28 protein-coding genes and 1 tRNA gene are annotated in these 21,954 nt (G+C 71.1%); 24 read left to right on the top strand and 5 right to left on the bottom strand.

Translation table 11 applies throughout. From position 1 onward, the window contains the following. Nucleotides 1-83: 83 nt before the first annotated feature. On the bottom strand, nt 84-2,792 hold the full coding sequence (locus tag AB0I29_RS02910) for a hypothetical protein (protein ID WP_357477821.1): 2,709 nt from the start codon (nt 2,790-2,792) through the stop codon (nt 84-86). A 227-nt stretch (nt 2,793-3,019) separates the two neighbouring features. Here AB0I29_RS02910 and AB0I29_RS02915 point away from each other — a divergent pair, with 227 nt between their 5' ends. The 3 genes from AB0I29_RS02915 to AB0I29_RS02925 are packed head-to-tail and all read left to right on the top strand — an operon-like array spanning nt 3,020 to nt 5,327. Further along, complete coding sequence (locus AB0I29_RS02915; protein WP_285103944.1) at nt 3,020-4,207, top strand: CE1758 family FMN-dependent luciferase-like monooxygenase; 1,188 nt, start codon at nt 3,020-3,022, stop codon at nt 4,205-4,207. 2 nt (nt 4,208-4,209) lie between these two features. Then, complete coding sequence (locus AB0I29_RS02920) at nt 4,210-4,650, top strand: MarR family winged helix-turn-helix transcriptional regulator (RefSeq protein ID WP_357477824.1); 441 nt, start codon at nt 4,210-4,212, stop codon at nt 4,648-4,650. Next, nucleotides 4,647-5,327, top strand: coding sequence for a CE1759 family FMN reductase (locus AB0I29_RS02925; RefSeq protein WP_357477827.1), 681 nt, complete (start codon nt 4,647-4,649; stop codon nt 5,325-5,327). The genes AB0I29_RS02920 and AB0I29_RS02925 overlap by 4 nt, the downstream gene beginning before the upstream one ends. Before the next feature lie 73 nt (nt 5,328-5,400). Here AB0I29_RS02925 and AB0I29_RS02930 read toward each other — a convergent pair whose 3' ends face one another. Continuing rightward, nucleotides 5,401-5,550, bottom strand: coding sequence for a hypothetical protein (locus AB0I29_RS02930; protein WP_285103938.1), 150 nt, complete (start codon nt 5,548-5,550; stop codon nt 5,401-5,403). 125 nt (nt 5,551-5,675) lie between these two features. After that, nucleotides 5,676-6,797 carry a M15 family metallopeptidase gene (locus AB0I29_RS02935; RefSeq protein WP_357477830.1) on the bottom strand — a complete coding sequence of 374 codons (1,122 nt, stop codon included), beginning with the start codon at nt 6,795-6,797 and terminating at the stop codon, nt 5,676-5,678. A gap of 124 nt (nt 6,798-6,921) precedes the next feature. Here AB0I29_RS02935 and AB0I29_RS02940 point away from each other — a divergent pair, with 124 nt between their 5' ends. After that, the gene (locus AB0I29_RS02940; protein WP_285103934.1) at nt 6,922-7,491 is read left to right on the top strand and encodes a hypothetical protein; all 570 of its coding nucleotides are present in this window, start codon (nt 6,922-6,924) and stop codon (nt 7,489-7,491) included. Nucleotides 7,492-7,514: 23 nt separating this feature from the next. Here AB0I29_RS02940 and AB0I29_RS02945 read toward each other — a convergent pair whose 3' ends face one another. After that, complete coding sequence (locus AB0I29_RS02945; RefSeq protein WP_357477834.1) at nt 7,515-7,889, bottom strand: DUF2255 family protein; 375 nt, start codon at nt 7,887-7,889, stop codon at nt 7,515-7,517. 227 nt (nt 7,890-8,116) lie between these two features. Here AB0I29_RS02945 and AB0I29_RS02950 point away from each other — a divergent pair, with 227 nt between their 5' ends. After that, nucleotides 8,117-9,103 carry an aldo/keto reductase gene (locus AB0I29_RS02950; RefSeq protein WP_357477837.1) on the top strand — a complete coding sequence of 329 codons (987 nt, stop codon included), beginning with the start codon at nt 8,117-8,119 and terminating at the stop codon, nt 9,101-9,103. Between the two features lie 255 nt (nt 9,104-9,358). After that, nucleotides 9,359-9,431, top strand: a tRNA-Asn gene (locus AB0I29_RS02955). 293 nt (nt 9,432-9,724) lie between these two features. On the opposite strand, the gene AB0I29_RS02960 is transcribed toward AB0I29_RS02955, so the two are convergent. After that, nucleotides 9,725-10,042, bottom strand: a complete 318-nt coding sequence (locus AB0I29_RS02960) for a hypothetical protein (RefSeq protein ID WP_357477840.1) — start codon at nt 10,040-10,042, stop codon at nt 9,725-9,727. A 60-nt stretch (nt 10,043-10,102) separates the two neighbouring features. On the opposite strand from AB0I29_RS02960, the gene AB0I29_RS02965 reads away from it, so the two are divergent. From AB0I29_RS02965 to AB0I29_RS03050, 18 genes are all read left to right on the top strand, one after another. Continuing rightward, entirely contained in the window at nt 10,103-10,312 is a 210-nt protein-coding gene (locus tag AB0I29_RS02965) for a helix-turn-helix transcriptional regulator (RefSeq protein ID WP_357477843.1), read from the top strand. Continuing rightward, complete coding sequence (locus AB0I29_RS02970; protein ID WP_357477846.1) at nt 10,309-10,512, top strand: helix-turn-helix domain-containing protein; 204 nt, start codon at nt 10,309-10,311, stop codon at nt 10,510-10,512. Before AB0I29_RS02965 ends, AB0I29_RS02970 begins: the two co-directional genes overlap by 4 nt. Continuing rightward, complete coding sequence (locus AB0I29_RS02975) at nt 10,509-10,775, top strand: hypothetical protein (RefSeq protein WP_357477849.1); 267 nt, start codon at nt 10,509-10,511, stop codon at nt 10,773-10,775. The genes AB0I29_RS02970 and AB0I29_RS02975 overlap by 4 nt, the downstream gene beginning before the upstream one ends. Beyond that, a complete protein-coding gene (locus AB0I29_RS02980) occupies nt 10,772-10,933 on the top strand; it encodes a hypothetical protein (protein WP_357477852.1) in 162 nt (53 codons plus the stop codon). The genes AB0I29_RS02975 and AB0I29_RS02980 overlap by 4 nt, the downstream gene beginning before the upstream one ends. Next, nucleotides 10,930-11,751 carry a hypothetical protein gene (locus AB0I29_RS02985; RefSeq protein WP_357477855.1) on the top strand — a complete coding sequence of 274 codons (822 nt, stop codon included), beginning with the start codon at nt 10,930-10,932 and terminating at the stop codon, nt 11,749-11,751. Before AB0I29_RS02980 ends, AB0I29_RS02985 begins: the two co-directional genes overlap by 4 nt. Before the next feature lie 256 nt (nt 11,752-12,007). Further along, complete coding sequence (locus AB0I29_RS02990) at nt 12,008-12,682, top strand: DUF2637 domain-containing protein (RefSeq protein ID WP_357477858.1); 675 nt, start codon at nt 12,008-12,010, stop codon at nt 12,680-12,682. Then, nucleotides 12,679-12,981, top strand: a complete 303-nt coding sequence (locus AB0I29_RS02995) for a hypothetical protein (protein ID WP_357477861.1) — start codon at nt 12,679-12,681, stop codon at nt 12,979-12,981. Before AB0I29_RS02990 ends, AB0I29_RS02995 begins: the two co-directional genes overlap by 4 nt. Before the next feature lie 106 nt (nt 12,982-13,087). Continuing rightward, nucleotides 13,088-13,408 carry an HNH endonuclease signature motif containing protein gene (locus AB0I29_RS03000; RefSeq protein WP_357477864.1) on the top strand — a complete coding sequence of 107 codons (321 nt, stop codon included), beginning with the start codon at nt 13,088-13,090 and terminating at the stop codon, nt 13,406-13,408. A gap of 115 nt (nt 13,409-13,523) precedes the next feature. Further along, on the top strand, nt 13,524-13,841 hold the full coding sequence (locus AB0I29_RS03005; protein WP_357477867.1) for a hypothetical protein: 318 nt from the start codon (nt 13,524-13,526) through the stop codon (nt 13,839-13,841). Next, nucleotides 13,831-15,279, top strand: coding sequence for a hypothetical protein (locus AB0I29_RS03010; RefSeq protein WP_357477870.1), 1,449 nt, complete (start codon nt 13,831-13,833; stop codon nt 15,277-15,279). The genes AB0I29_RS03005 and AB0I29_RS03010 overlap by 11 nt, the downstream gene beginning before the upstream one ends. Nucleotides 15,280-15,317: 38 nt before the next feature. Then, complete coding sequence (locus AB0I29_RS03015) at nt 15,318-16,445, top strand: phage portal protein (protein ID WP_357478128.1); 1,128 nt, start codon at nt 15,318-15,320, stop codon at nt 16,443-16,445. Next, complete coding sequence (locus AB0I29_RS03020) at nt 16,402-18,102, top strand: HK97 family phage prohead protease (protein WP_357477872.1); 1,701 nt, start codon at nt 16,402-16,404, stop codon at nt 18,100-18,102. Before AB0I29_RS03015 ends, AB0I29_RS03020 begins: the two co-directional genes overlap by 44 nt. A gap of 3 nt (nt 18,103-18,105) precedes the next feature. Continuing rightward, the gene (locus AB0I29_RS03025; RefSeq protein WP_357477874.1) at nt 18,106-18,465 is read left to right on the top strand and encodes a hypothetical protein; all 360 of its coding nucleotides are present in this window, start codon (nt 18,106-18,108) and stop codon (nt 18,463-18,465) included. Further along, nucleotides 18,462-18,860 carry a hypothetical protein gene (locus tag AB0I29_RS03030; protein ID WP_357477876.1) on the top strand — a complete coding sequence of 133 codons (399 nt, stop codon included), beginning with the start codon at nt 18,462-18,464 and terminating at the stop codon, nt 18,858-18,860. The genes AB0I29_RS03025 and AB0I29_RS03030 overlap by 4 nt, the downstream gene beginning before the upstream one ends. A 7-nt stretch (nt 18,861-18,867) precedes the next feature. Next, nucleotides 18,868-19,320, top strand: a complete 453-nt coding sequence (locus AB0I29_RS03035; RefSeq protein WP_357477879.1) for a hypothetical protein — start codon at nt 18,868-18,870, stop codon at nt 19,318-19,320. Then, nucleotides 19,317-19,841 (top strand): hypothetical protein, encoded by a 525-nt coding sequence (locus AB0I29_RS03040; protein WP_357477882.1) that lies wholly within the window; start codon nt 19,317-19,319, stop codon nt 19,839-19,841. Before AB0I29_RS03035 ends, AB0I29_RS03040 begins: the two co-directional genes overlap by 4 nt. Beyond that, nucleotides 19,838-20,980: a hypothetical protein gene (locus AB0I29_RS03045; protein ID WP_357477885.1), complete on the top strand. Its 1,143-nt coding sequence runs from the start codon at nt 19,838-19,840 to the stop codon at nt 20,978-20,980. The genes AB0I29_RS03040 and AB0I29_RS03045 overlap by 4 nt, the downstream gene beginning before the upstream one ends. After that, the gene (locus AB0I29_RS03050; protein WP_357477888.1) at nt 20,980-21,951 is read left to right on the top strand and encodes a hypothetical protein; all 972 of its coding nucleotides are present in this window, start codon (nt 20,980-20,982) and stop codon (nt 21,949-21,951) included. The genes AB0I29_RS03045 and AB0I29_RS03050 overlap by 1 nt, the downstream gene beginning before the upstream one ends. Nucleotides 21,952-21,954: the final 3 nt, after the last annotated feature.

Genomic DNA, 21,954 nt, shown 5'->3' on the forward strand with positions numbered 1-21,954 from the left:
GAGCGACGAGGAACGCCCTGGGGAGGTGTCGTCGCACTCCCCAGGGCGTTCGTCTCAGGCACCGGCCCTTTGGGCCGGCGCGATCACAGGTTGACGGTGGTCCCCCCGATCGTCACGACGAGCCGCCCGTCCGAGGCGAACGACCAGTCCAGGGCGCCCGAGTACTGCGCGCACCGGGACCCGTTCGAGCCGGACCACCACTGGTTGCCGCCCGCGTCGGTGCCGATGATGCGGTCGTTCGACCCGCTGTCGCAGGACGTGTTGTCGCGGAACGTCGACGAGCCGCCGTCGAAGTTGAAGTTCCGCTCCGCGCTGCCGATGCTCAGGTTGTTCGAGACGGTCAGCGACCCCAGGTTCCGGTTGTACCCGAAGCCGTGCTTGCCGTTGTCGAACGCGATGTTGCGCCGCACGACGTGGTTGACCGAGATGTCCTCGCCGCCGAGCTTGTAGCCGTTGCGGTCGCCGTTGCCGGCCTGCGAGCCGTCGGACAGGGTGCCGTTCTCGTACGAGAGGGAGTCCTCGATGGTCACCGCCCCGATGGGGCCGGTGTCGTCCTTGGTGTAGAGGTCCCAGCCGTCGTCGATGTTGTTGTGGGACACGGTGTACCGGAAGACGTTGCCCGAGCCCACGGTGAGCTTGGGCGCGAACCCGTCGGCGTCCTCGCCGTCGGAGTCGGCGTTGTCGTGCGACTCCGTCGACACCACGAGGTTGTTCGACGGCCACTCGCTGCTCGGCGCCCCGGCGGTGTACCGGGAGATCTGGAGGCCCGAGTCGCGGTTGAACCGGGTCACCACCCGCTCGATCACGTTGTTGTCGCCGCCGAGCATGATCCCGTTGTCGCCCGCGTGCTCGACGACGATGCCGCGCAGGTGCCACCAGTCGCCGCCGATCGCGATGCCCCGGTTGGCGGGGTCCTCGCTCTGCGCCGAGAAGTTCAGCACGGGGGTCTCGCCCGGGTAGGCGAACAGCTCGGTGCGGTTGCCCGAGGCGCCGCTGTTGCCCGGCGGGATGTCGACCGTCTGCGACAGGTTGTAGGTGCCGCCGCGCGCGTAGATGGTGCCGCCGGCCGCGATCCGGCCGATCGCGGAGGCCAGGGTGGTCGGATCCGACTCGGTGCCCGCGGCGCCGGAGCTGCCGCCGGGCGCCACGTAGAGCGCGTCCGCCGTCGGCTCCTCACCAGGGTCCTCGCCGCCGGGCTCCTCGCCACCCGGTTCCTCCCCGCTGCCCGCCGTGCCCGCGTACGTCTCCAGCTCGGCGATCCGCGGCGTGGCCGACGACGAGGTGATCTCGAAGTTGATCTTGCTCAGCGAGGTGGTCGCGAAGCTGATGACGCCGGCGCCGCTGCCCGTGGCCAGCACCGCGCCGTTGTCGTTGTTCACCACGCGCCACGACCCGATGTTCCCGACGGCGCCGGACGCCTCACGGACGTTGATCGACGACACCGTGGTCGCGGACCCCCACTTGACCGAGACGCGCCCGGTCGCGCTCGCCGGGGACCAGTAGGTGGTCGTGCTGCCGTCGAGCACGTTGCCGTAGCTGGTGCCGCTCGCCTTGCTGGAGCCGTCGGCGCCGGCGCCGAGGCTCAGGTTGGTCCCGGCCGGCGGCTCCGTCGGCGGGTCGGTCGGGTCGGTCGGCGGATCGGTCGGGTCCGTCGGGTCCGTCGGCGGGTCCGTGGGGTCGGTCGGCGTGCAGCTGCCGTCCGAGACCTGCAGCCCGGTGTTCGCCCCCGCCGTCTCGGCGACGACCGCCGGCACGCAGCTCGCCGCGTCCAGCGGGTAGGAGTAGGGGATGCTCACGGACGTGTTCGACGTCGGGTTGGGGCCCGCCGGGTTGTTGTCCTCGCCCGGGCTCGACCACGTGACGCCGTCGAAGACGTTGCCCGCGACCTGCCAGTAGCCGGCCTGGTCGGTGTAGAACGTGCCGAGCACGTCCTTGGAGTCCTCGAAGTAGTTGTTGTCCACCTTCGCCTTGGCCCCGGCCCGCGAGTTGATGCCCGACTCCACCAGCCCCACGTAGTGGTTGTTGTAGATGTGGGCGATGCCGCCGCGCAGCAGCGGGGTGCGGGAGTTGAGGTTCTGGTACAGGTTGTGGTGGAACGTGACGAACCCGTTGGACAGGTCGCTCTCGCTGGACCCGATGAGCCCGCCGCGCTCCGAGTTGCGCAGGATGCTGTACGAGAGGGTCACGTACTTGGTGTCGTTCTTCATGTCGAAGAGGCCGTCGTAGCCCTCCGACTCGCCGCCCGAGGCCAGCAGGGTGAGGTGGTCGGCCCAGACGTTGCGGACGCCGCTCTCCATGCCGATCGCGTCGCCGCCGTTCGACGTCGGTGAGCCCGACTTCTTCACGTTCTGGACGGTCACGTTCTGGATGATGATGTTGCTGGACTCGCGGATGTGGATGCCGATCTGGTCGAAGACGGCACCGCTGCCGACGCCGACGATCGTCACGTTGCTGATCTGCTTGAGCTCGATCACGTCGTCGGCCGTGCTGCAGCTGTCGCCCGAGACCTGGCTGGTGTTGCCGTGGTTGATGGTGCCGGACACCTCGATGATGATCGGGGTGCTGCTGCTGGCACGGCTGCACAGCGCCGTGTGGATCGCCGTCCCCGTCGTGGCCCGGACGGTCTGGCCGCCGGCGCCGCCGGTGGTGCCGCCGTTCTGGGTCGCGTAGCCCGTGGCCGAACCGGTGGCGGCCGCGGCGTCCGGGACGGACTGGGCGGTCACCCCGATCGCGACCGCGAGGGCCGTCGCGGCCACCGCCGAGAGGATCTGGACAGCTCTTGGTCGTCTCATCTCATTGCCTCACGTTCGTCGTTGAATGCGGGACATTGCTGTGGTGCGCGCAGCGGGTGAATACGGGTAACCGGTTTCCCAGATCCTAGTAACCGGTTTCTCGGATGGCAACCCCCTGGTCTCGGCGCACTGCGAAGCGCCCGGGAATACATGACCAGTCATGCTGTTGACCACAATGCATGACCAGTCATGCGATCCATCGAGGTCACGCTCGGAAAGGCGAACCCATGCAGTTCGGAATCTTCAGCGTCGGCGACGTCGCGCCCGACCCGGTCACCGGCCGCACCCAGAGCGAGGCGGAGCGCATCAGCAACCTCGTGCGCATCGCGCAGCGCGCGGACGAGGTGGGCCTGGACGTCTTCGCCATCGGCGAGCACCACAACCCGCCCTTCATCCCCTCGTCCCCGCCCACCCTGCTGGGGCACATCGCCGCGCTGACGAAGAACATCGTGCTGAGCACGTCGGTCACCCTCATGACCACCAACGACCCGGTGAAGATCGCCGAGGACTACGCGATGCTCCAGCACCTCGCCAAGGGCCGGCTCGACCTCATGGTCGGGCGCGGGAACACCGCGCCGGTCTACCCGTGGTTCGGCAAGAAGATCCGCGACGGCGTGGGCCTCGCCCTGGAGAACTACAACCTGCTGCACCAGCTCTGGCGCAACGACGTCGTGGACTGGGAGGGCCAGTACCGCACGCCGCTGCAGGGCTTCACCGCCACGCCCCGCCCGCTCGACGACGTGCCGCCGTTCGTCTGGCACGGCTCGATCCGCACCCCGGAGATCGCCGAGCAGGCCGCCTACTACGGCAACGGGTACTTCGCGAACAACGTGCTGGCGCCCAACTTCCACTTCAAGCCGCTCGTCGACTTCTACCGGCAGCGGTTCGAGCACTACGGCCACGGCCGCGCCGACCAGGCGATCGTCGGGCTCGGCGGCCAGGCGTTCATCGCCAAGCGGTCGCAGGACGCGGTGAGCACGTTCCGCCCCTACTTCGAGAACTACGCGCTGTTCCGCGGCATGAAGCTCGAGGACTACATGCGCGACACCCCGCTGAGCGTCGGCAGCCCGCAGGAGATCATCGACAAGACCCTGACCTTCCAGGAGGGCTTCGGCGACTACCAGCGCCAGCTCTTCGCGATGGACGGCCTGGGGCTGCCCGTCGAGGTGGCGCTGGAGCAGGTGGAGCTGCTGGGCACCGAGGTGGTCCCGGTGCTGCGCAAGGAGCTGGCGTCCCGCCGCGCCCCCGGCGTCCCCGACGCGCCCACGCACGCAAGCCTGGTGACCGCCAAGTACGGCGACGCCGAACCCCGCCAGCCGCGGCCCAACCCGAACCGCGGCGACAACCTCTCGGGCGCCTCGCCGTACCAGGACACCGACGCGGACGTGCAGGCGCACTTCCCGGCGGTGGTGTGACGGTGGCCGGCACCGCACGGCTCGCGAACGAGGCCTGGGAGGCGCTCTTCCGCGCCCAGGCCACGATCGCCCGCGAGTTCGAGGCGGCGGACATCTGGGGCGACCTGCTGCCCCGCGAGTACGGGGTGCTCTACGCCCTGTCCACCGCCCCGGACGGCCTGCGCATCACCGACCTGATCGACGACGTGCTGCTCACCCAGGCGGGCGTGTCCCGCCTCGTGGCCCGCCTGGAGCAGCGCGGGCTCGTCGTCCGTGGGGACGACCCCGACGACGGCCGCGCCTGCCGCCTGCGCCTGACCGCGGAGGGCGAGGCCGTCCAGCGCCGGGTGGGCGCCGAGCACGCCCGCCACATCACCCGCGCCATGACCCGGGCCCTCGACCGGAGCCAGCTCGAGACGCTCCGGGACCTCAGCACCGCACTGCTCGAAGGGAGTCACCCATGAGCACCACCCCGCTCGACCTCGTGGTGGTCAGCGCCGGCGTCAGCGAGCAGTCGTCGACCCGGCTGCTGACCGACCGCATCGCGCAGAAGACGATCGACACGCTCCGGGACGCCGGGGTGCCCGCGACCGCGAGCGTGCTCGACCTCGGGCCGCTCGCCGTCGACATCGCCCGCGCCGTCGTCTCCGGATTCCCCGGCGAGGACCTGAAGCGCGCCATCACGCGGCTCGGCGCGGCGGACGGCGTCATCGCCGCCACCCCGGTCTACAAGGCCGGGATCAGCGGCCTGTTCAAGTCGTTCGCCGACGTGCTGGACAACGACCTGCTCGTGGCCAAGCCCGTGATCCTCGCCGCGACCGGCGGCAGCGCCCGGCACGCCATGGTGCCCGACGAGCAGCTCCGCCCGCTCTTCGCCTTCCTGCGCGCGATGCCGGTGCCCACGTCCGTGTACGCGACGCCGGAGGACTGGGGCTCCCCCGACCTCGGCAAGCGGATCGCGCGCGCGTCCACCGAGCTCGCGCTGCTGCTGCGCAGCGGCGTGGGCCGGGAGATCGCCGACACCGCCTGGGACGGGTACCAGCACCAGTTCTCGGGCAACGCGACGCGGGCCGAGCGGTCGGCCGCGGACGTCGACTTCACGACCGACCTCATGCGGCTCGCCGCGGGGGGCGGCCGCTGACCGGACGGTCCGCCGGTCCGGCGCCCCTGCAGCGGGCGCCGGACCGGCGGGAGGTCGAGCGGTTCGTCGGGCGTCAGACGCGCCTGCGGCCGACCAGGCCGATGATCAGGCTCGCCACGAGGACGATCACGCCGATCCAGATGAGGAACTGACCGATCTCGGTGGCGACACCGAGGATCACGAGGGCCACACCGATCAGGATGAGGATGAGCCAGCCGGGCATGTCTATCTCCTTCCACGCGCGGGCGCTGGGTCGCGCCGCGTTCTCTCGACCCTCACCCGGTTCGAGCTCACTCGCACGACGAAAAAGACAACGCGGTCAAAACGCACCGGCGCGGGTGCCGCCCGTCAGTTCTCGCGCGCGAGCACCGACTGCCAGTGCCACGGCTCCGGCACCCGCCCGTTCGGCTCCGCGAACGCCGGGTGGGTCCAGCCGTGATCCCCGGCGTTGGCCTTGAGCCAGGTGTACTGCACGGTGTCGAACGTCTCGACGCCGCCGCCGATGTCGACCGCGAGCCCGAGGCCGTGGTTGGAGCAGCCGGGCGGGGCGGCGATCGGCGAGGACGGGTCGTACAGCTCCTCCTGCGAGGCGTACGAGCGGTAGGCCGAGTTGATCGTCAGGTGCTGGCCGAACTCGGCCTGGAAGGCGGCGTCCAGCGCGATCAGCCCGTCCAGCACGTCCGCCCGTACGACGAAGTCGGGCGCCCACGGGATGGGCGCCAGCGCCTCGTCCGGCAGGAGCCCGCTGTCCGGGTCCCAGACCTGGTCGGGTGCGGGGCAGGTGACGGCGTCCTGCGCGGTGGTCAGCGCCTCCGTGGCCATGGTGATGACGGAGCGGCTCGTGGTCAGGTCGTGCTCGGCCTGCCCCAGGTCGGCCAGGTCGGACCCGGCGAGGGTGGCGTTCGCGGCGTCGTCGACCGCGGTGCCCGAGTCCAGGGCCTCCCGCAGCCGGGAGCGGACGTCGTCGTCGACCCCCTTGCCCTCCGTGGCCGCGTAGATCTTCTCGGCGCGCTTGCCCGCGCCCGCGAAGCTCTCGCGGGCCGAGGTGACCTCGCTGCGGGCGAGGTCCACCATCGAGGCCCGCACGGCGTCGGAGGCCGCGGCGAGGGACGCGGAGGAGTCCGCCGTGCCCAGGGTGAGCCGCGTGAGGAACGGCTCGTCCAGCAGGTCGTCGGCCTCCGCGATCTGGGCCGACAGCGCCACCCGGGTCCCCGGGTCGGCGACCCGCCCGGAAGAGGTGGCCAGGAGCTGCGTGGCGACGACGTTCTGGTCGCCGAGGTCCTCGACGTCCGAGACCAGGTACCAGGCGAGCCCGGCCAGGCCGAGCAGCACGACCACCACGATCGTCGCGGCGAGGGAGATCCGCAGTGCGCGCCGGCGGCGGGCCTTCGCCTCCCGCCGCTCTCTTGCCGATCCGTCGGCCTTCGCGTCCGTCGGTTCGGCGGGCGGCGCGGCGTTCGTCAAGGTCACGAGGCCAGAACCTACGGCACCCGGGAGGTACCCGCCGACCGATCAGGGGGTGAACTGTGCCACCTCGGCGCGATTGCGCGCCGGCTGCGCGGTCTGCCCGTCGGTCCCCACTAACGTGGGGCCCATGGGGTTCCGCACCTGGTTCGCACACCGCCCGCAGCAGGCCGTCCGCCGCGCCGTCCGCTCGCACCGCACCGACGCGGTGCTGGCCCGGGCCGCGCTGGTCACGTCCACGGGCGAGGCGTGGGCGTTCGCCACGCGCGCCGAGCTCCTGCTGATCTCCGCGCCCGAGGCGGCCACCGGCCAGGGTGACGCGGAGTCGCGGGGCGCCCCGTCCGTCGTCGTGCACCGGGAGTGGGCCGACGTGGACCGGGCGACCTACGACACGGACTCCAACGTGATCCGGGTGCACTGGGTGGACGGCGACGAGCCGACGCCGCTCCCGCTCGACGGCCGCCGCACCGTGCTGCCCCAGGTGCTGCGCGAGCGGGTGCAGTGGTCCGTGGTCCTGGCGGAACCGGTCAGGCTGCCGGGCGGGCGGTCCGCCCGCGTGGCGGTCCGGCGCCGGGTCGACGGCGAGCTGTTCTCCCAGGTGATCGGCGGCAGCGACGTCGACCTCGCGGACCCCGCGACCGCGGAGGCGATCGACGCCGCCGAGGCCCGGGTGCGCAGCGCGGCGGGACTGCCGGCCTGAGCCTGCTCAGTCCTGCGTGCCGCTCAGTCCTGCGGGACCACGCGCAACGTCGTCCCCACGACCGCCGGGCCGACCACGGTGTCGACGATGCGCTTCTCGTACTTGGCGTACTTGGCGCGGTAGACGTCGTCGAGCGGCGCGTGGACGCCGTCGTCCGGGACCTCGAAGCGGACGTCGCGCTCGACGCCGCCCACCCGGACCCGGCCGGTGCCCGAGGCCTTGGCGCGACGGAACCACCCGTTGTCCGGGCCGTAGGCGGAGCGGACGTAGACGTCGTCGCCCAGCCGCGCCGTCCAGATGATCACGAACGGGCGCAGGGTCCCGTCCGGCCGGTAGGACGAGACCTGCAGTTCGTCGGTGCCGTCGACCGTGTTCAGCTCCTGCTCGGTCCAGCTCATCGCTGCTCCTTCCGGGCGCCCCCGGGCGCCGCCTGCGCCGACCGCAGCGCACGGCCGGCCGTCTTCACGGTGCAACACCTCGGCGCACACGGGGAGTCCCTGGCGTGACCGGTAACGGCAGACCCCCCTTGGCCTGGTGCCGCCGGTCCGGGTCCTGGTCCTGGTCCTGGGCCTGGGCCGCGGGTCTAGCGTGAGACCGCGAACCCACTGCGAAGGAGACTGTCACGATGCATCAGCGAACGCTCGGCCAGGGTCTGGAAGTCTCCGCGATCGGACTGGGCGCCATGGGGATGTCGGAGGGCTACGGCCCCAACCCGGGCACGCGCGAGGAGATGATCGGCGTGCTGCGGGGCGCCGTGGAGCGGGGCGTCACCCTCGTCGACACCGCCGAGGTGTACGGGCCGTACGTCAACGAGGAGCTGGTCGGTGAGGCGCTGGAGCCGGTGCGCGACCAGGTGGTGATCGCCACCAAGTTCGGCTGGCGCATCGAGGACGGCGCCACGGTGGGCCTGAACAGCCGGCCCGAGCACATCCGCGCCGTCGCCGACGCGTCCCTGCGGCGCCTGCGCACCGACGTGATCGACCTCTTCTACCAGCACCGTGTGGACCCCGACGTGCCGATCGAGGACGTGGCCGGCACGGTCAAGGAGCTGGTCGACGCCGGCAAGGTGCGGCACTTCGGGCTGTCGGAGGCGAGCCCGGCCACGATCCGGCGCGCGCACGCGGTGCACCCGGTCACCGCGGTGCAGAGCGAGTACTCGCTGTGGACCCGCGACCCCGAGCCGCAGGTGCTGCCCACGCTCGCCGAGCTCGGCATCGGGTTCGTGCCGTTCAGCCCGCTCGGGCGTGGGTTCCTGACCGGGGCGGTCGACGCGACGACGTCGTTCACCGCCGACGACATGCGGGCGTCGATCCCGCGGTTCACGGAGTCGAACCGGTCGGCGAACCAGGTGCTCGTGGACCACGTGCGCGCCCTCGCGGAGGCCCAGGGCGCGACGCCCGGCCAGGTGGCGCTCGCCTGGCTGCTGGCGCAGCAGCCGTGGATCGTGCCGATCCCGGGGACGCGGCGTCTTGGGCGGGTCTCGGAGAATGTGGGCGCTGCCGCGGTGGCTCTCTCGGCCGACGACGTGGCCGACCTGAACGGGCTGGCCGCGCGAGTCGGTGTGGAGGGTGAGCGGTACAACGAGGCGGGGATGGGGATGGTGGGGCGGTGAGGGTTGGTCGTCCGGTGTGAGCGGGCGGGCGGCGGTGCGGGGCCGGTGCGGAAGTCATGGTCTACCCAGTCATGGGGCCCGGAATCAGGGTGATTCCGGGCCCCATGACTGGGTAGACCGTGACATGCGCGCGGCGGCTGCGCGGTGTGATCGACGCCGCTCCCGCGCAGATCAGATATGAGTCGGGACTACCCCCGGGAACCTGTTAGAGTTTTCACCGGTCGCCCACCCGGTGCACGGGACGGGCGAACGCGATCCCGCGTAGCTCAGCTGGCAGAGCATCCGACTGTTAATCGGACGGTCGTTGGTTCAAGTCCAACCGCGGGAGCCGATCCTTCAATCGACCGAGGTCGTACCCACCGGGTACGACCTCGTCGCTTATCCCCCAACGAGCGGGCTCAGCGCCGAGCGCGACAAGCAGCAGCCAGACGCGGAACAGGTCCTTGGGCCGCAGATCGTCCGGCGAGTCTACGCGCTGGTACTTGGCGAACGTGTTGCGAGACCCGATCCCGGGTCCCAGCTCACGGTGGATCGACTCCACCGCTCCGTTAAGCCCCCGCGGGGCCCTGAACGCCGCGACGACGATGGCGTCGCCCCAGCTCACCTCTTGCGCGACGACGGTCACTTGTCGCCCTCCTTGTTCTCGAACCACCAGGTGTTGGGCCACTTGGGTGCGAACGTGTCGAACATGTTCGCCCAGGGCGTGTCACGGAGTCGGGCGAGGGCCTCAGTAGGCCGCTCAGACGGCGGCAAGCAGCTCCCGTCGCCCCAGAACTCCCCATGCACACCGACGAAGGTGAGCACCGCGAGGCACGCGCCGCAGAACGGCATGGCCTCGGCCTGCTTGGGCGGCAGCGGTTCGGCCGGCCCGCTCATGCACGCGGCCCGGCCGTCGTTGAGCGGCCAGTGAACCCGCGCCACCTGCTCAGTCTGTGACATGTCAGAAATGCTAGGTGGTCTGGTTTGACATGTCCAGCAATACCCTGCACGATCTGCGATATGGCAATTCGGACGACAGGTCAGTTCGTGCGAGAGCGCAGGGAAGAGCTGGGACTCTCACGCGAGCGGTTCGCTGTGGAGACAGAGGTGTCCGTGAGCACGGTCGTTCGGCTGGAGAACCACGATCAACTGCCCCGTGTCCCCGCACTGATCCGCATCGCGGCGGGCCTCCGTTGCTCGCTCGACGAGATCGCCGGGGTCTCCCGGTGAGGCGCGCGACGTCGCCGCGCCTGCTCAGCCAGGCGGCCCAGATGCTCGAGGACGGCGCTTCCTACAAGGAGGCGTCCCGCACGCTCGGCGTGAGCCACCGCACCCTCAGCCGGCATCTGCCGGGCCGGTCACAGTGGACCGACCCGAGCGAGGCCGGCCGGTTCGGCGCCACGATGCGCCGGTCAGGTGGTGCCCTGTGAGCGCCACACCCCCGAACCCCGCCGGCGCACCCGTGCCCACCCCGGTCGCGCCGGCGGGCTCCAACCTCGTCGGCCGCGCCGTCGTCGGCAAGACGCCGTACTGCCCGTCCGACCTGCCCAAGCCCTGGTACGCCGGCGTCTGGGACCGCGCGCAGGACGACTGGACCGTCGAGCCCGCCTGGTTCGAGACGTGGCCGGAGGCGTACGCGCACGCGGTCGGCCTCCACCACTTCCCGCTCTGGGCCGCCGAGCTACGCGCATGACCGCGTACGTCCCGGGCCGCTCGGCGCTCTCGCGCCAGCAGGCGGCCCGCGCACGGCGCTACGTCGCCGTGTACGCCGAGCGGTTCGGCCGCATCCCCCGTGAGGTCCCGACGACGGTCTACGTCGAGGACACGCCTGATCGTGAGGAACTGACGTGACCCGCACCAAGCCGCGCCGGGAGTACGGCAAGCCGTGGGACACCCCGCGCCCCGCGCCGTCGGCCGGGCACCGCACGTTCGATCTCGTCGTCGCGCTGTCCAACGCCGGATGGGGCGAGCTGGCCGGCCGCGAGATGCAGGGCGTGCGCTCGACGCTGCACGCCCTCGTCGCCGCGCTCCCCTACGGGTCCGGCGCCGGCAAGGCGACCGCGTACGACGTCGCGTCCCGCGCCGGCCTGTCGCTGAAGTGGACCGCCCGCTGCCTGCACATGCTCGAGGACCTGGGCGTGATCGAGTGGACGCGCGGCGGGATCACGATCGAGTCCGCGTCCCGCCGGCAGGGCCGTCCGGGCTGGTTCCGGATCGTCAAGCGGCGTCTCGTCGAGCTGGTCATGCTCGCCCGCCCGCTCAACGACGAGAAGACCCGCGCGTACCGCGCCGAGACGCTCGAGCGGATCCGGTCGATCAAGACTAAGTACACGCGCACGCGCCTGATGAACCAGACGCGCGGGAAGCAAAACCGCAGGTCAGAACATGTGGCACTGAGCAGTGACCCCACCCCCCTAGCGGGAGGGTCCGGAGGCACGCCTCCCCGCTCAGAGGATCTTCTTCCGTCTCAGGCACCCTCAGGAGCGGCTACGCCGCCCTCATCCGAGGCGCCTACGGCGCGCGGGGACGGTCCGGAGGTACCCGAGGACACTTCCGACCTCACGGGCTCGCAGAGGGCGCGTGCCGTGCTCGTGGCTGGCATGCGAGCCGCTGGGCGCGGCGACGCGTACGACGTCGCCCGCTGGCGCGCTCAGGGGCTGATCACGTGACTCGACCCGGGCCTGATGAGCAGGTCTGCGAGCACGGCTACGACACGTGGCGGCTGACGCGCGACAGACGGCCTCTGTGCCCGTTCTGCCGGCGTCTCGCCAAGCGCGAGGCGAACGAAACAGCGGCCCGGAGGGCAAGGTTCGCGCAGCCTCACCTAGACATTCCTGCTCTCGTCGCGCACGACGACAGCCTCAACGACAACGTCATCTCACTCACCGCCGCCCGCACACGCCGGCGCCGACCCAAGGAGATCTGATGTCCCAGCACCGCCCCGCACTGATCAACCCGGACACCCGGGGCGCTCTCGCCGTCGCGCTGCTCGCGACCGCCGCGCTCGTCGGGATCTCGTTCACGCTGTCCTACGCCGGCCTGTCCGCCCTCGCCCCGTGGGCCGCCGTGCCGCTCGCCCTCGCCCCGCTGATCCCCGTGTTCATCGACGGCGCGATCGGCGTCTACACCTACTCCGCCCTGGCGGCCAAGGCGCGGCGCGAGTCGGCCGTGCGCCCGTGGACGTGGGTCGCGCTCTGGACCCTGGTGTCCAGCTCGGCGAACGCCGCCCACGCGTGGAGCTACGGCCCCGGCGGCTGGGAGGGACTCGTGGGCGCCGTGCTCGCCGGCCTGTTCCCGATCGGCTCGCTGCTCGGCACACACGAGATCGCCGACCGGATGATCGGCCGGCCCGACGTCGAGACCGTGCAGGACGACGGGTACGAGCTGGCCGGCCCGCTGCACGTCGTCGACCTGGACCACGTGCGCGAGCGCTTCGAGAACGTGCGCAAGCCACGTAGCCGGCGCCCGTCCGGACGCGCCGCCCTCGCCCGCCGCGCCGCCGAGCTGCGCGCCGCGGGCAAGACCGTCCGCGAGATCGGCGCCGACCTGCACGTGAGCAAGTCCCACGCCCACACACTGATCAAGGAGGCCACGGCATGAAGCAGCGCCCGCCGAGCAACGACCCGGGGCGTCCGCCGAGAGGCCTCGCCTCCGGCTCGCTGGCGACCCCGTCGCCGGTGACTCCCGTGCACACGGCTGACGACGTGCTCGACGCCCGTCGCTGGTTCGTGTACGCGTACCTCGAGCGCGGCAGCGGCTGGTTCAAGGACGCAGAGACGGCCGAGAACCTGTTCGACTCGATCGCGTCGGGCTTCACCAGCGAGCACATCCGCTCGTGGGCGGAGTCCATGCGCCGGGCGGACGACGGCGTCGACGCCGTGGTGGACGTGGCCCGATGAACCGGGACCTGGCCTGGCTCGCCGTCGCCTACCTCGTGTTCGTCGCCGTCTGCGGCGGCGTCGGCGCGCTGATGGGCGTGGTCATCCGCGCCTGGCTGGGCACCTGGTGAGCGGGTGGGGCGGGCGCTCGGCGACGGCGCTGACGCGCCTGACGCTGGAGACCTACGGCACCACCTGCCACCTGTGCCTGCGGCCTACCCGGCTGGACGCACCGCCCCGCCACCCCGACCGCCCGTCCGCCGACCACGTCGTGCCGCGATCGCGCGGCGGCACCGACGCCATCGCGAACCTGAGGCCGGCGCACTACGGCTGCAACAGCCGGCGCGGCGACCGGCCGCTCACGCCCGAGCTGCTCGCCGAGTTCCGCAAGCCTCGAGCGGCCCCGCGCGCCACCGAGGACGCGCGCGCGTTCTTTGGCAGGGCCTGACGGAAACCCCGCTCGCCGTTCCCATCCCTCCCCGTGCCACCCCAACAATCGGGCCGCGCGGGGAGGGTCGCGCGCGTAGGAGAGTCCACCAAAAAACACGGATGAAAGGCCCGAGATGAGCGAGGAACCAGCGGTCCTGTTCGCAGATCCGCGCGATACGACCGAGCCCGGTCCGATCGAGCTTGCGGCCAAGCAGTCGATCGACGCGATGCGCGAGTTCGGCGCGATCGACGCCACGCACGCGCTCAAGATCGCGCTCATCATGGCCGGCTCCCGTGCCCTGGACCGCGAGTTCCACCGGGACAAGGTCACCGTCGCCGCGACCACGCTGTTCTCGCGCGTCGTCGACATCGCCGACGGACTACCCACCGTGCAGCAGGCGGTGTCCGAGCAGTTCGCCGCGCTGACGAAGTCGCTCCAGGATGCTGTCTGACGCGCCGCCGGCGCAGCGGATCCTCATGCCCGAGGACCTGCGCCGGCCCCCGCGCTACGCCACCCGGCGCAACCCCGAGCTGCGCACGCACGGCGGCAAGATCGGCGTGCTCGCGCGCGAGACCGGCAAGCCGTTCTTCCCGCACCAGCAATACATCATGGACGTCGGGACCGAACTCAACCCGCCGGGCTCGCGCCTGCTGTACCGCTACCAGCTCGTCGTGTGCGCGCTCCCCCGGCAGGTCGGCAAGACGACCATGCTCCGGCCGCGCACGCTCCACCGGCTGCTCTACCGCCCGAACACGCAGGTCTACATGACCGCGCAGCTCGGCAAGTACTCAGCGGACCGCTGGGAGGACCTGGTCAAGGACTACGAGGCGAGCCCGCTGATCAAGTCGTTCATCGACGTCAAGCGAGGTAAGGGCGACCAGCGGTGCACCCTGCCGAACGGCTCGTACGTCGCACCGTTCGCCCCGGGCCGCGACGCGCTGCACAGCACCACGCCCGCCGAGGTCGATGTCGACGAGGGCTGGGCGTTCTCCGGTGAGCGCGGCGCGGACCTGATGCGCGCCGTCCGGCCGGCGCAGATCACGCGGCGGGACCGTCAGCTCTGGATCTTCTCGGCTGCCGGCGACTCGTCGTCGGAGTGGTGGAACGCGCTCGTCGAGGCCGGCCGCAAGTCCGTCGACGACCCGAACTCCAAGATGGCCTACTTCGAGTGGTCGATGGATCCGGACGCCGATCCGTACGACCCGGCGTCGTGGGAGTTCCACCCCGGCCTGGACGGGCTCATCACGATCGAGGACCTGGTGGAGGAAGCCAAGCCCGAGAACAACTCGCACGGCGACTGGCTCCGCGGGTTCATGAACATCTCGACCAAGACCCGCGACAACACGGTGCTCGACATGAAGGTCTGGGACGGCCGCTCGGCGACGCTCGTCGCGCCCGACCCGGACTCCGTCGCGTACGCGTACGACGTCGCGATCGACCGCACGTCCGCGTCGATCTACGCGGCCTGGCGCGACGAGACCGGCCGGATGAACCTCAAGGTCTACAAGACCGGCGAGGGCGTCAAGTGGCTCGCGCCCGAGGTCCGGCGCATGAAGGACGACGGCCTGACCGTGGTCGCTGACGACGGCGGCCCGGCGCGCGCGGTCACGCGGCAGCTCGAGCGGCAGGGCTACGACATCCCGACCCTGACCGGCAAGGACTACGCCACTGCCTGGACCGGGTTCAAGGAGCTGGTCAACGACGGCCCGTTCGCCCACGACGGGTCGCCCACACTGCGCGCCGGGCTCGAGGTCGCCGTCGAGCGCGGCGGCGCCGGCGACAACCCCGCGCCCTCGCGGAAGTACTCGCTGGGCCCGATCGATTCCGTCGTCGCCGCGGTCGCCGCGGTCTGGCAGGCGGACAACAGCTCCGGTCTGTTCATCGGCTGACCGGCAAACGCCACCCCCAAGATTCCGCCGTGGGAATCATGCGGAGGGTCGGCGACTGGCTCGGCGTCGAGGCGCGGTCCGAGGGACCGGCGGCCGGCGTCGTCCCGCCCGCGCGCACGTCCACCACGGTCACCCCGGACTCCGCGCTCACGATCGTCGACATCTACCGCGCTGTGCAGATCCACACCACGGCCGCGATGCAGCTCCCGATCGATGTCGAGCGCAACGGCCGCGTCGTCGAGTCTCCGTCGCTCGTGCTCACTCCGAACCTGGACATGCACCGCAGCGCGTTCATCGAGCTGACCGTGAGCAGCCTGGCGCTGCACGGGAACGCGTTCTGGCGCCGGGAGCGCGCCGGCACCGGCACCGCCGTTGTGAACCTCGAGCCGCTGAACCCCAACCTGGTCACCGTGCGCGAGGACCTCAAGGGCCGGCGCACGTACTACTACGACGGCAAGACGTACACGCGCGCCGAGATCCGCCAGCTCGAGCTGATGCGCGTCCCCGGCAAGTGCGCCGGGCTCGGACCGATCCAGGCCGGCCGCCGCGTGCTCGAGGGACACCAGGACGTAGCCGGCTACGCGGCCGGCTGGTTCCGCGATGGACAGGCGCAGCCCAACGGCGTGGTCTCCACCGACCAGAAGCTGAACGCCGCGCAGGCCAAGGAGTACCGCGACCAGTGGAACGCCGGCGCCGACGGCGGCGTCCGGATCCTCGGTGGCGGGCTGAAGTACACGCCGATCCTGCTCAACCCCGAGGACGCACAGTGGCTCGAGAACCGGGCGTTCAACACGCTCGAGTCGGCCCGCCTGATGGGTGCGCCAGCGTCGCTCATGCTCGCCGCCGTCGAGGGCTCGTCGATCACCTACCAGAACGTCGAGCAGGACTGGATCGGCTACGCCCGGTTCACCCTCATGCGCTACCTGCGCGAGATCGAGGAAGCCCTGTCCGCCGAGATCCCGCGCGGGCAGACCGCCCGGTTCAACGTCGAGGGCCTGCTGCGCTCCGACACCCTCACCCGCTACCAGTCCTACAAGCTCGCTCTCGACCCGACCACCGGATGGATGCGCCCGTCCGAGGTCCGGACGCTCGAGCACCTCGCACCCATGGAAGGAATCGACGATGAGCGACCTGCTCGCCCCGCCGTCACAGCCGGCACCGAGTGACGCGCTGTGCGTCCGCGAGGTCCAGTTTCGGGCCGCCGCCGTCGGCGACGACGACGCGTGGGAGTTCTCCGGCATCGCCGTCCCCTGGGACGAAGAGACCGAGGTGTGGGACCTGTACGACGGACACATCCGCGAGAGGTTCGCTCGCGGCTCGGTGACGCTCGACGCGAACGCCAAGTTCATCTACCGGCACGGCGAGGTGGTCGGGCGGATCACCGCCGGCAGGGACACCGACCGAGGCTTCGAGATCACCGCGCGCATCTCTCAGACCACGCTCGGCCGAGACGTCTACCAGCTCATGCGCGACGGCGTGATCGACCGCCTGTCCGTCGGGTTCCGTCCGATCAAGCAGGAGCGCGAGGAGCCCAGCGACCCCGGCGGCCTCCCCCTGATCACCCGTACCGAGACCCTCGTCCGCGAGGTCTCGGGCGTCCCCTTCCCCGCCTACGACGGCGCGACCGTCGACAACGTCCGCCACGCCCACCCACCCAAGGAGAACCACATGACCGCCACCACCGAGGAGCGTGCGGACGTCACCGAGCTGCGCGCCCACGTCGACGAGATGGACCGCCGGTTCGAGCTGCTCGTCACCCAGCTCGAGCGCCAGGGCGACGACGAGAACGCCGCGCCGCCCGTCACGTTCCGCAGCGCCGGCGAGCTGCTCAAGGCCGTCGTCTCGGGCGACGAGGCCGCGCAGCGCGAGTACGTCGCCTGGAAGGAGTACCTCACCGAGCGCGACTGGAACCCCGCCGGCGCGACCACCGCGGACAGCGTCGTGCACAACGGTTGGGTGGGCGACCTGTCGCGCATCCCCGGCGCGCAGCTCGGCATCCGCGGGTTCTTCGCCGGCGGCGTGCTGCCGGCCGAGGGCAACTCGATCGAGTGGGCGCGCGTGACCGCGAACACGATCGACGTCACGCAGCAGGCCGACCAGGGCGACACGCTCGCGTTCGGCAAGGTGACCATCGCGCCGGCCACCTCGCCCGTGAACACCTACGGCGGCTACACGCGCCTGTCCCGACAGGTGATCGAGCGCTCCAGCGTGAACTACCTGAACACGTCGCTGCTCGCCCTCGACGTCGCCGCGGCCAAGCGGCTCAACGCCGGGTTCCGCACCGCCTACGAGACCGCCGCCGCGGCCAACGCCGCCGCCGGCAACAACCGCGTCATCCTGCCAGCCACGATCGACACGCCCGCCGAGGTCACCGTCGACCACCTGATCGACCTGGTGATCGACGGCGCGGAGAAGTTCGAGGACTCCGCCTGGGAGATGCAGGCGCTGCTCGCGGACAAGCCGTGGTTCAAGATCCTCGCCAAGATCAAGGACCCCGTGTCCGGCGAGCGGCTGATGAACGTCTACGGCGAGGGCGTCAACCAGGTCGGCAGCCTGAACCTCCCCGGGATCTCCGGCAACATCCTGCGCGTCCCGGTGATCCCGAACTTCAAGCAGGTCACCCCGGCCGCCGCCGCCGGCGCGTGGTCCGGCCTGTCGTTCGCGAACGGCAACGCGCTACGCACCTACGCGAACGCGCTGGCGAACCTGAACGACGAGGACATCACGACGCTGTCCAAGGACTACAGCGTCTACCGGTACGCCGCGTTCGCGTTCGAGCAGCAGGACGCGCTCGTCCCGGTCGTGTACGGCGCCGGCGCCTGACCGATGCCCCTGCCGATCCTGCCCGACGGCGGCGCCCGCGTACTCGCGTACGTGGGCGCCACCGCCGCGCCCGATGACGCCACGTTCGCCGCGGAGAAGTACCTCGAGGCGCACGCGCTCGTCGTGCAGCTGCTGCTCGCGGCGGACGGCACGGACCTGTTCGACAAGCTGCCCGAGCACGTCCAGACCGACGTGCTCCCGCAGCAGGTGCTCGAGGTCGCGTCCAAGCTCTGGCTGCGCCGCAACGCACCGAACGGGCAGATGCAGTACGACATGGGCGGGACCACGGTGCTCGCGCCGCTGGACCCGCTCGTGACCGTCCGACCGCTGCTCGAGCCCTTCCTCCCGGGCGGGTTCGCGTGACGCCGGCCGAGGCCCGCGCGAACCTCGCCGCCGCGCTCGACGGCCTGACCATCGGTGAGCCCGAGCAGCCCGTCACGGTCCACCCACGGCAGCCGTCCCGAGTCACGCCACCGTGCGTGATCCTGACGCCGGCCGACCCCTGGATGGACACCACGGAGGACCTCCCGTACGGGGCCGCGTGGTTCCGGTACACGGCGCAGGTGATCGTTCCGAACGGGACGCTCGAGGCCGTGTCCGACGACCTGGACTCGCTCGTCGGCTCGGTCATCCTGGCCGCGCTGTCCGCGCCCGGCGAGTGGCACATGGACAGCGTGTCCGCCCCGGACCCCACCCTGATCAACGACCAGCCCTACCTCTCTGCGGACGTCGCCCTGTCCGCCCCGTTCACCCTGTGAGGACGACATGACCCACACCATCCTGAACATCAAGCGCGCGACCCTCACGATCGATGCCGTGGACTGCGCGGACGCCGCGACGGACGCGAACCTCGCGCTCACGGACACCGTCACCAACTGGCAGCCGATCAGCGGCAACGACCAGACCGACCTGGGCGACGCCGTCGAGGTGATCAACGTGTCGTTCGGACAGGACCTGTCCAGCGCGGACACCTGCCACGCGACCCTGCTCGCTGCGCACGGTCTCGTCGTCCCGGTCGTGCTCAAGCCGACCGGCGCCGTGACCCACCCGTCCGTCACCGCGCTCGCCCGGGTCGGTGCCGTGTCCGCCGTGGGTGGCGCCCGCGGCGTCGCGACCGCGACGTGCGTCCTGCACGTCCAGAAGGAGGACGGCGGCGTCGGTGCCGTGGTCACCGCGGCGGACGGCACCCAGGTCTACCCCGCACCCGTCACGCCGTGATCGTCGACGGACAGCGGCTGTCCAAGGAGCAGCTCCGCGCTGTCCGTCGCGCGTTCGCGTCCCTGCCGAAGGACCTCAAGGCCGATCTGCGCCGCGCCCAGCGTGAGCAGGTCGGCCAGATCTGGAAGCGCGAGATGGACGCGGCCCGCATGCGCGGCGACGTCGTCCCCCAGCAGCGTGACCTGTTCGCCGTCGGGACCCGCGTCCGGGCCGGCCTGCCGATCGTGCTCGTCGCCGGTGGCTCCCGGCGCCGGATGCGGGGCGGCGGTTCGCCGGCGGACCTCGCCCGGCCCATGGAGTTCGGCACCGCCCGACGGCAGAACCGCACCCGGTACTTCATGCGGACGCCCGCCGGCCGTGTCGCCGTCACCCGGCACGCGGCCCGGCAGCTCCGCCTCACGAGGCGCTCCGGGTACGTCGTCCACCCGGCCGTCTCGCAGACCATCCCCCAGGTGATCGGCCTGTGGGTCACCCAGATAGCAGGACGCCTGCTCGACGCCACCCAGGGGAGGACCCGGTGAGCAAGCCCATCGAGATCAAGCTCGACGCTGAGACCAGCGGCGCCGAGGCCGGCGCGAGCCGCGTCGCGGACGCGCTCGGCAACGTCGAGGACGCTCTGGACCAGGTCACTGACGCGGGCAAGGACAACACCCGCGTGCTGGACGACATCGCGGACAAGAGCGACGACGCCGCCGATTCGCTGGACAAGATCGGCGACGCGGCCAAGGACGCCGGACGCGAAGCGGACACCCTTGATCGCGACTTCACCAAGGCGCTGGACAACGTCGCGGACGAGGCCCGCAAGGCGGGCGATGACATCGGGGACGGTGTCCGCGACGGCACACGCCGAGCGAGTGATGGACTGGACGACTTCAAGGACGAGGCCAGCGGCACCGCTCGGGAGGGCGCAGCCTCGTTCACCGGCGAGTGGGACGACGTCGGCGACATCGTGCAGGAGACCCTCGCGAACGCGTTCGCCGGGTTCGGCCCGGTCGGCGCGGCCGCCGGCATCGCCGCCGCCGTCGGGTTCGGTGTGCTCTACAGCAAGATCCGCGAGGAGTCCGAGAAGTCCGAAGAGCGCGTGGACGAGATGTTCGACGCGTTCCTCGAGTCGGAGGGCAGGTACCTCGGTGACAGCTACGTGCTCGAGCAGATGAAGGCGATCTCCAAGGGCACCGACGACGCAATCACCTCGGTCGACGCCCTCCAAGCGATTGCCAGCGCGACCGGCCGGGACATCAAGGACGTCACGTACGAGTACATCGCGGGCACGCTCGACTACGACGCTGCGCTGCAAGATGTCCAGGACCAGATCAACGCGAACGGCGGCGCGCTGACCGCCGAGGGCCGGATCTTCAACAAGACGTCTCTCGAGGCGATCGACGCCCTGCACAAGCAGCGCGACGAGATCGGCAAGGGCACCGACGAGTGGTCCAGGTTCAACCGCATTGGTGGCGCGGACCTGCACAAGAAGATCGATGTGGACGACGAGGGAACCGCCCGCGACACGCAGCGCAAGATCAACAGCATCAAGGGCAAGGACGTGCCCCTGCACCTGTACGTCCCGCAGGCGTCCATCAACGCCGTCTACAACACGGTCGCGGGCATCCGGCTCCCCGCCCTGACTGTCCAGGTGCGCTACGGACAGGCGGCCGTCTGATGGGGCGGCTGATCGTCGGCGCCACGGAGCTGGACGTGACTGTCCTGGACGCGTCCTCGCTGTCCAACCCGGGCCGCTCCGTCCCTCACTTCCCGATCGGTGGCGGCAAGCCCGACGTGACCGTCCGCGCGTCCAGCGGCCTGGCCGGCACGCTCGAGTTCCTGTGCCGGGACGCCGCGACGGCAGACGCCGTGTACGCCGCGCACCTGGACGGGCAAGTCCTCACCCTGGACAACTGGGAGCGGCAGAACATCGTTCTCGACCCGCGGGCCACCGCGGCGGGATCATGGGTCGGCACGTTCGGCACGGGCGGCGCGGGCACCGAGACCATGGTCACCGGCGCCGTCGACGGTCCGCTACTCCCGGACGGTACTCGGCCCACGACGTACGCCCGCTACACCTTCACGACAGGCAATACCAGCGGGTCACCAGTCGGTGGTTACTCGGTAATCGACCCACCGCCCACTCCCGGCCCGTTCGCGGTCGGCCTGGCGTTCGGCGCGGCGCTGTACGCACGCCCGTCCGTCGCGGTGGCGAGCGCGTTCCCGTACGTCTCTCAGCAGGTGGCCGGCGGCGACGCCGCGAACGTGAACCTCGCGTCGGCATCCCTGCTGGCCAACGTCTGGACACGGATCGGCGGCGTCGGCGCGTTCACCGTGGAGGCTCAGACGGTCAACGCCATAGGCGTGGTGCTGGCCAACAAGAACATGCCCACGGGCGGCACGCTGGACGTCGTCGCGGCCATGGTCGACCCGGGAGCCACGACCCTCCGCGACCACTTCGACGGCGCGACGCTCGACTCGGCATCGCTCACCAACGAGTGGTCCGGCCCGGCGAACAACTCGGTGAGCTACCAGTACCGCCGACCCGCCATCGCGTTCACGTACATGTGCATCGAGGGCGCACCCGAGATCCCCCACCGGCGCGGCCGGCACTGGCTCGTGCGCGTGTCCGGCGTCCAGGAGGTGTGAGAG

This window comes from Promicromonospora sp. NPDC050262 (assembly GCF_040655935.1).
In the GTDB taxonomy this organism is placed as follows: Bacteria; Actinomycetota; Actinomycetes; order Actinomycetales; family Cellulomonadaceae; genus Promicromonospora.

What these genes read in the sequence shown, in the direction of transcription:
- AB0I29_RS02910 (WP_357477821.1), bottom strand. Translation starts at nt 2,792, where the DNA reads ATGAGACGACCAAGAGCTGTCCAGATCCTCTCGGCGGTGGCCGCGACG.
- AB0I29_RS02915 (WP_285103944.1), top strand. Translation starts at nt 3,020, where the DNA reads ATGCAGTTCGGAATCTTCAGCGTCGGCGACGTCGCGCCCGACCCGGTC.
- AB0I29_RS02925 (WP_357477827.1), top strand. Translation starts at nt 4,647, where the DNA reads ATGAGCACCACCCCGCTCGACCTCGTGGTGGTCAGCGCCGGCGTCAGC.
- AB0I29_RS02930 (WP_285103938.1), bottom strand. Translation starts at nt 5,550, where the DNA reads ATGCCCGGCTGGCTCATCCTCATCCTGATCGGTGTGGCCCTCGTGATC.
- AB0I29_RS02940 (WP_285103934.1), top strand. Translation starts at nt 6,922, where the DNA reads ATGGGGTTCCGCACCTGGTTCGCACACCGCCCGCAGCAGGCCGTCCGC.
- AB0I29_RS02945 (WP_357477834.1), bottom strand. Translation starts at nt 7,889, where the DNA reads ATGAGCTGGACCGAGCAGGAGCTGAACACGGTCGACGGCACCGACGAA.
- AB0I29_RS02950 (WP_357477837.1), top strand. Translation starts at nt 8,117, where the DNA reads ATGCATCAGCGAACGCTCGGCCAGGGTCTGGAAGTCTCCGCGATCGGA.
- AB0I29_RS02960 (WP_357477840.1), bottom strand. Translation starts at nt 10,042, where the DNA reads ATGTCACAGACTGAGCAGGTGGCGCGGGTTCACTGGCCGCTCAACGAC.
- AB0I29_RS02965 (WP_357477843.1), top strand. Translation starts at nt 10,103, where the DNA reads ATGGCAATTCGGACGACAGGTCAGTTCGTGCGAGAGCGCAGGGAAGAG.
- AB0I29_RS02980 (WP_357477852.1), top strand. Translation starts at nt 10,772, where the DNA reads ATGACCGCGTACGTCCCGGGCCGCTCGGCGCTCTCGCGCCAGCAGGCG.
- AB0I29_RS02990 (WP_357477858.1), top strand. Translation starts at nt 12,008, where the DNA reads ATGTCCCAGCACCGCCCCGCACTGATCAACCCGGACACCCGGGGCGCT.
- AB0I29_RS02995 (WP_357477861.1), top strand. Translation starts at nt 12,679, where the DNA reads ATGAAGCAGCGCCCGCCGAGCAACGACCCGGGGCGTCCGCCGAGAGGC.
- AB0I29_RS03005 (WP_357477867.1), top strand. Translation starts at nt 13,524, where the DNA reads ATGAGCGAGGAACCAGCGGTCCTGTTCGCAGATCCGCGCGATACGACC.
- AB0I29_RS03010 (WP_357477870.1), top strand. Translation starts at nt 13,831, where the DNA reads ATGCTGTCTGACGCGCCGCCGGCGCAGCGGATCCTCATGCCCGAGGAC.
- AB0I29_RS03015 (WP_357478128.1), top strand. Translation starts at nt 15,318, where the DNA reads ATGCGGAGGGTCGGCGACTGGCTCGGCGTCGAGGCGCGGTCCGAGGGA.
- AB0I29_RS03020 (WP_357477872.1), top strand. Translation starts at nt 16,402, where the DNA reads ATGAGCGACCTGCTCGCCCCGCCGTCACAGCCGGCACCGAGTGACGCG.
- AB0I29_RS03025 (WP_357477874.1), top strand. Translation starts at nt 18,106, where the DNA reads ATGCCCCTGCCGATCCTGCCCGACGGCGGCGCCCGCGTACTCGCGTAC.
- AB0I29_RS03035 (WP_357477879.1), top strand. Translation starts at nt 18,868, where the DNA reads ATGACCCACACCATCCTGAACATCAAGCGCGCGACCCTCACGATCGAT.
- AB0I29_RS03050 (WP_357477888.1), top strand. Translation starts at nt 20,980, where the DNA reads ATGGGGCGGCTGATCGTCGGCGCCACGGAGCTGGACGTGACTGTCCTG.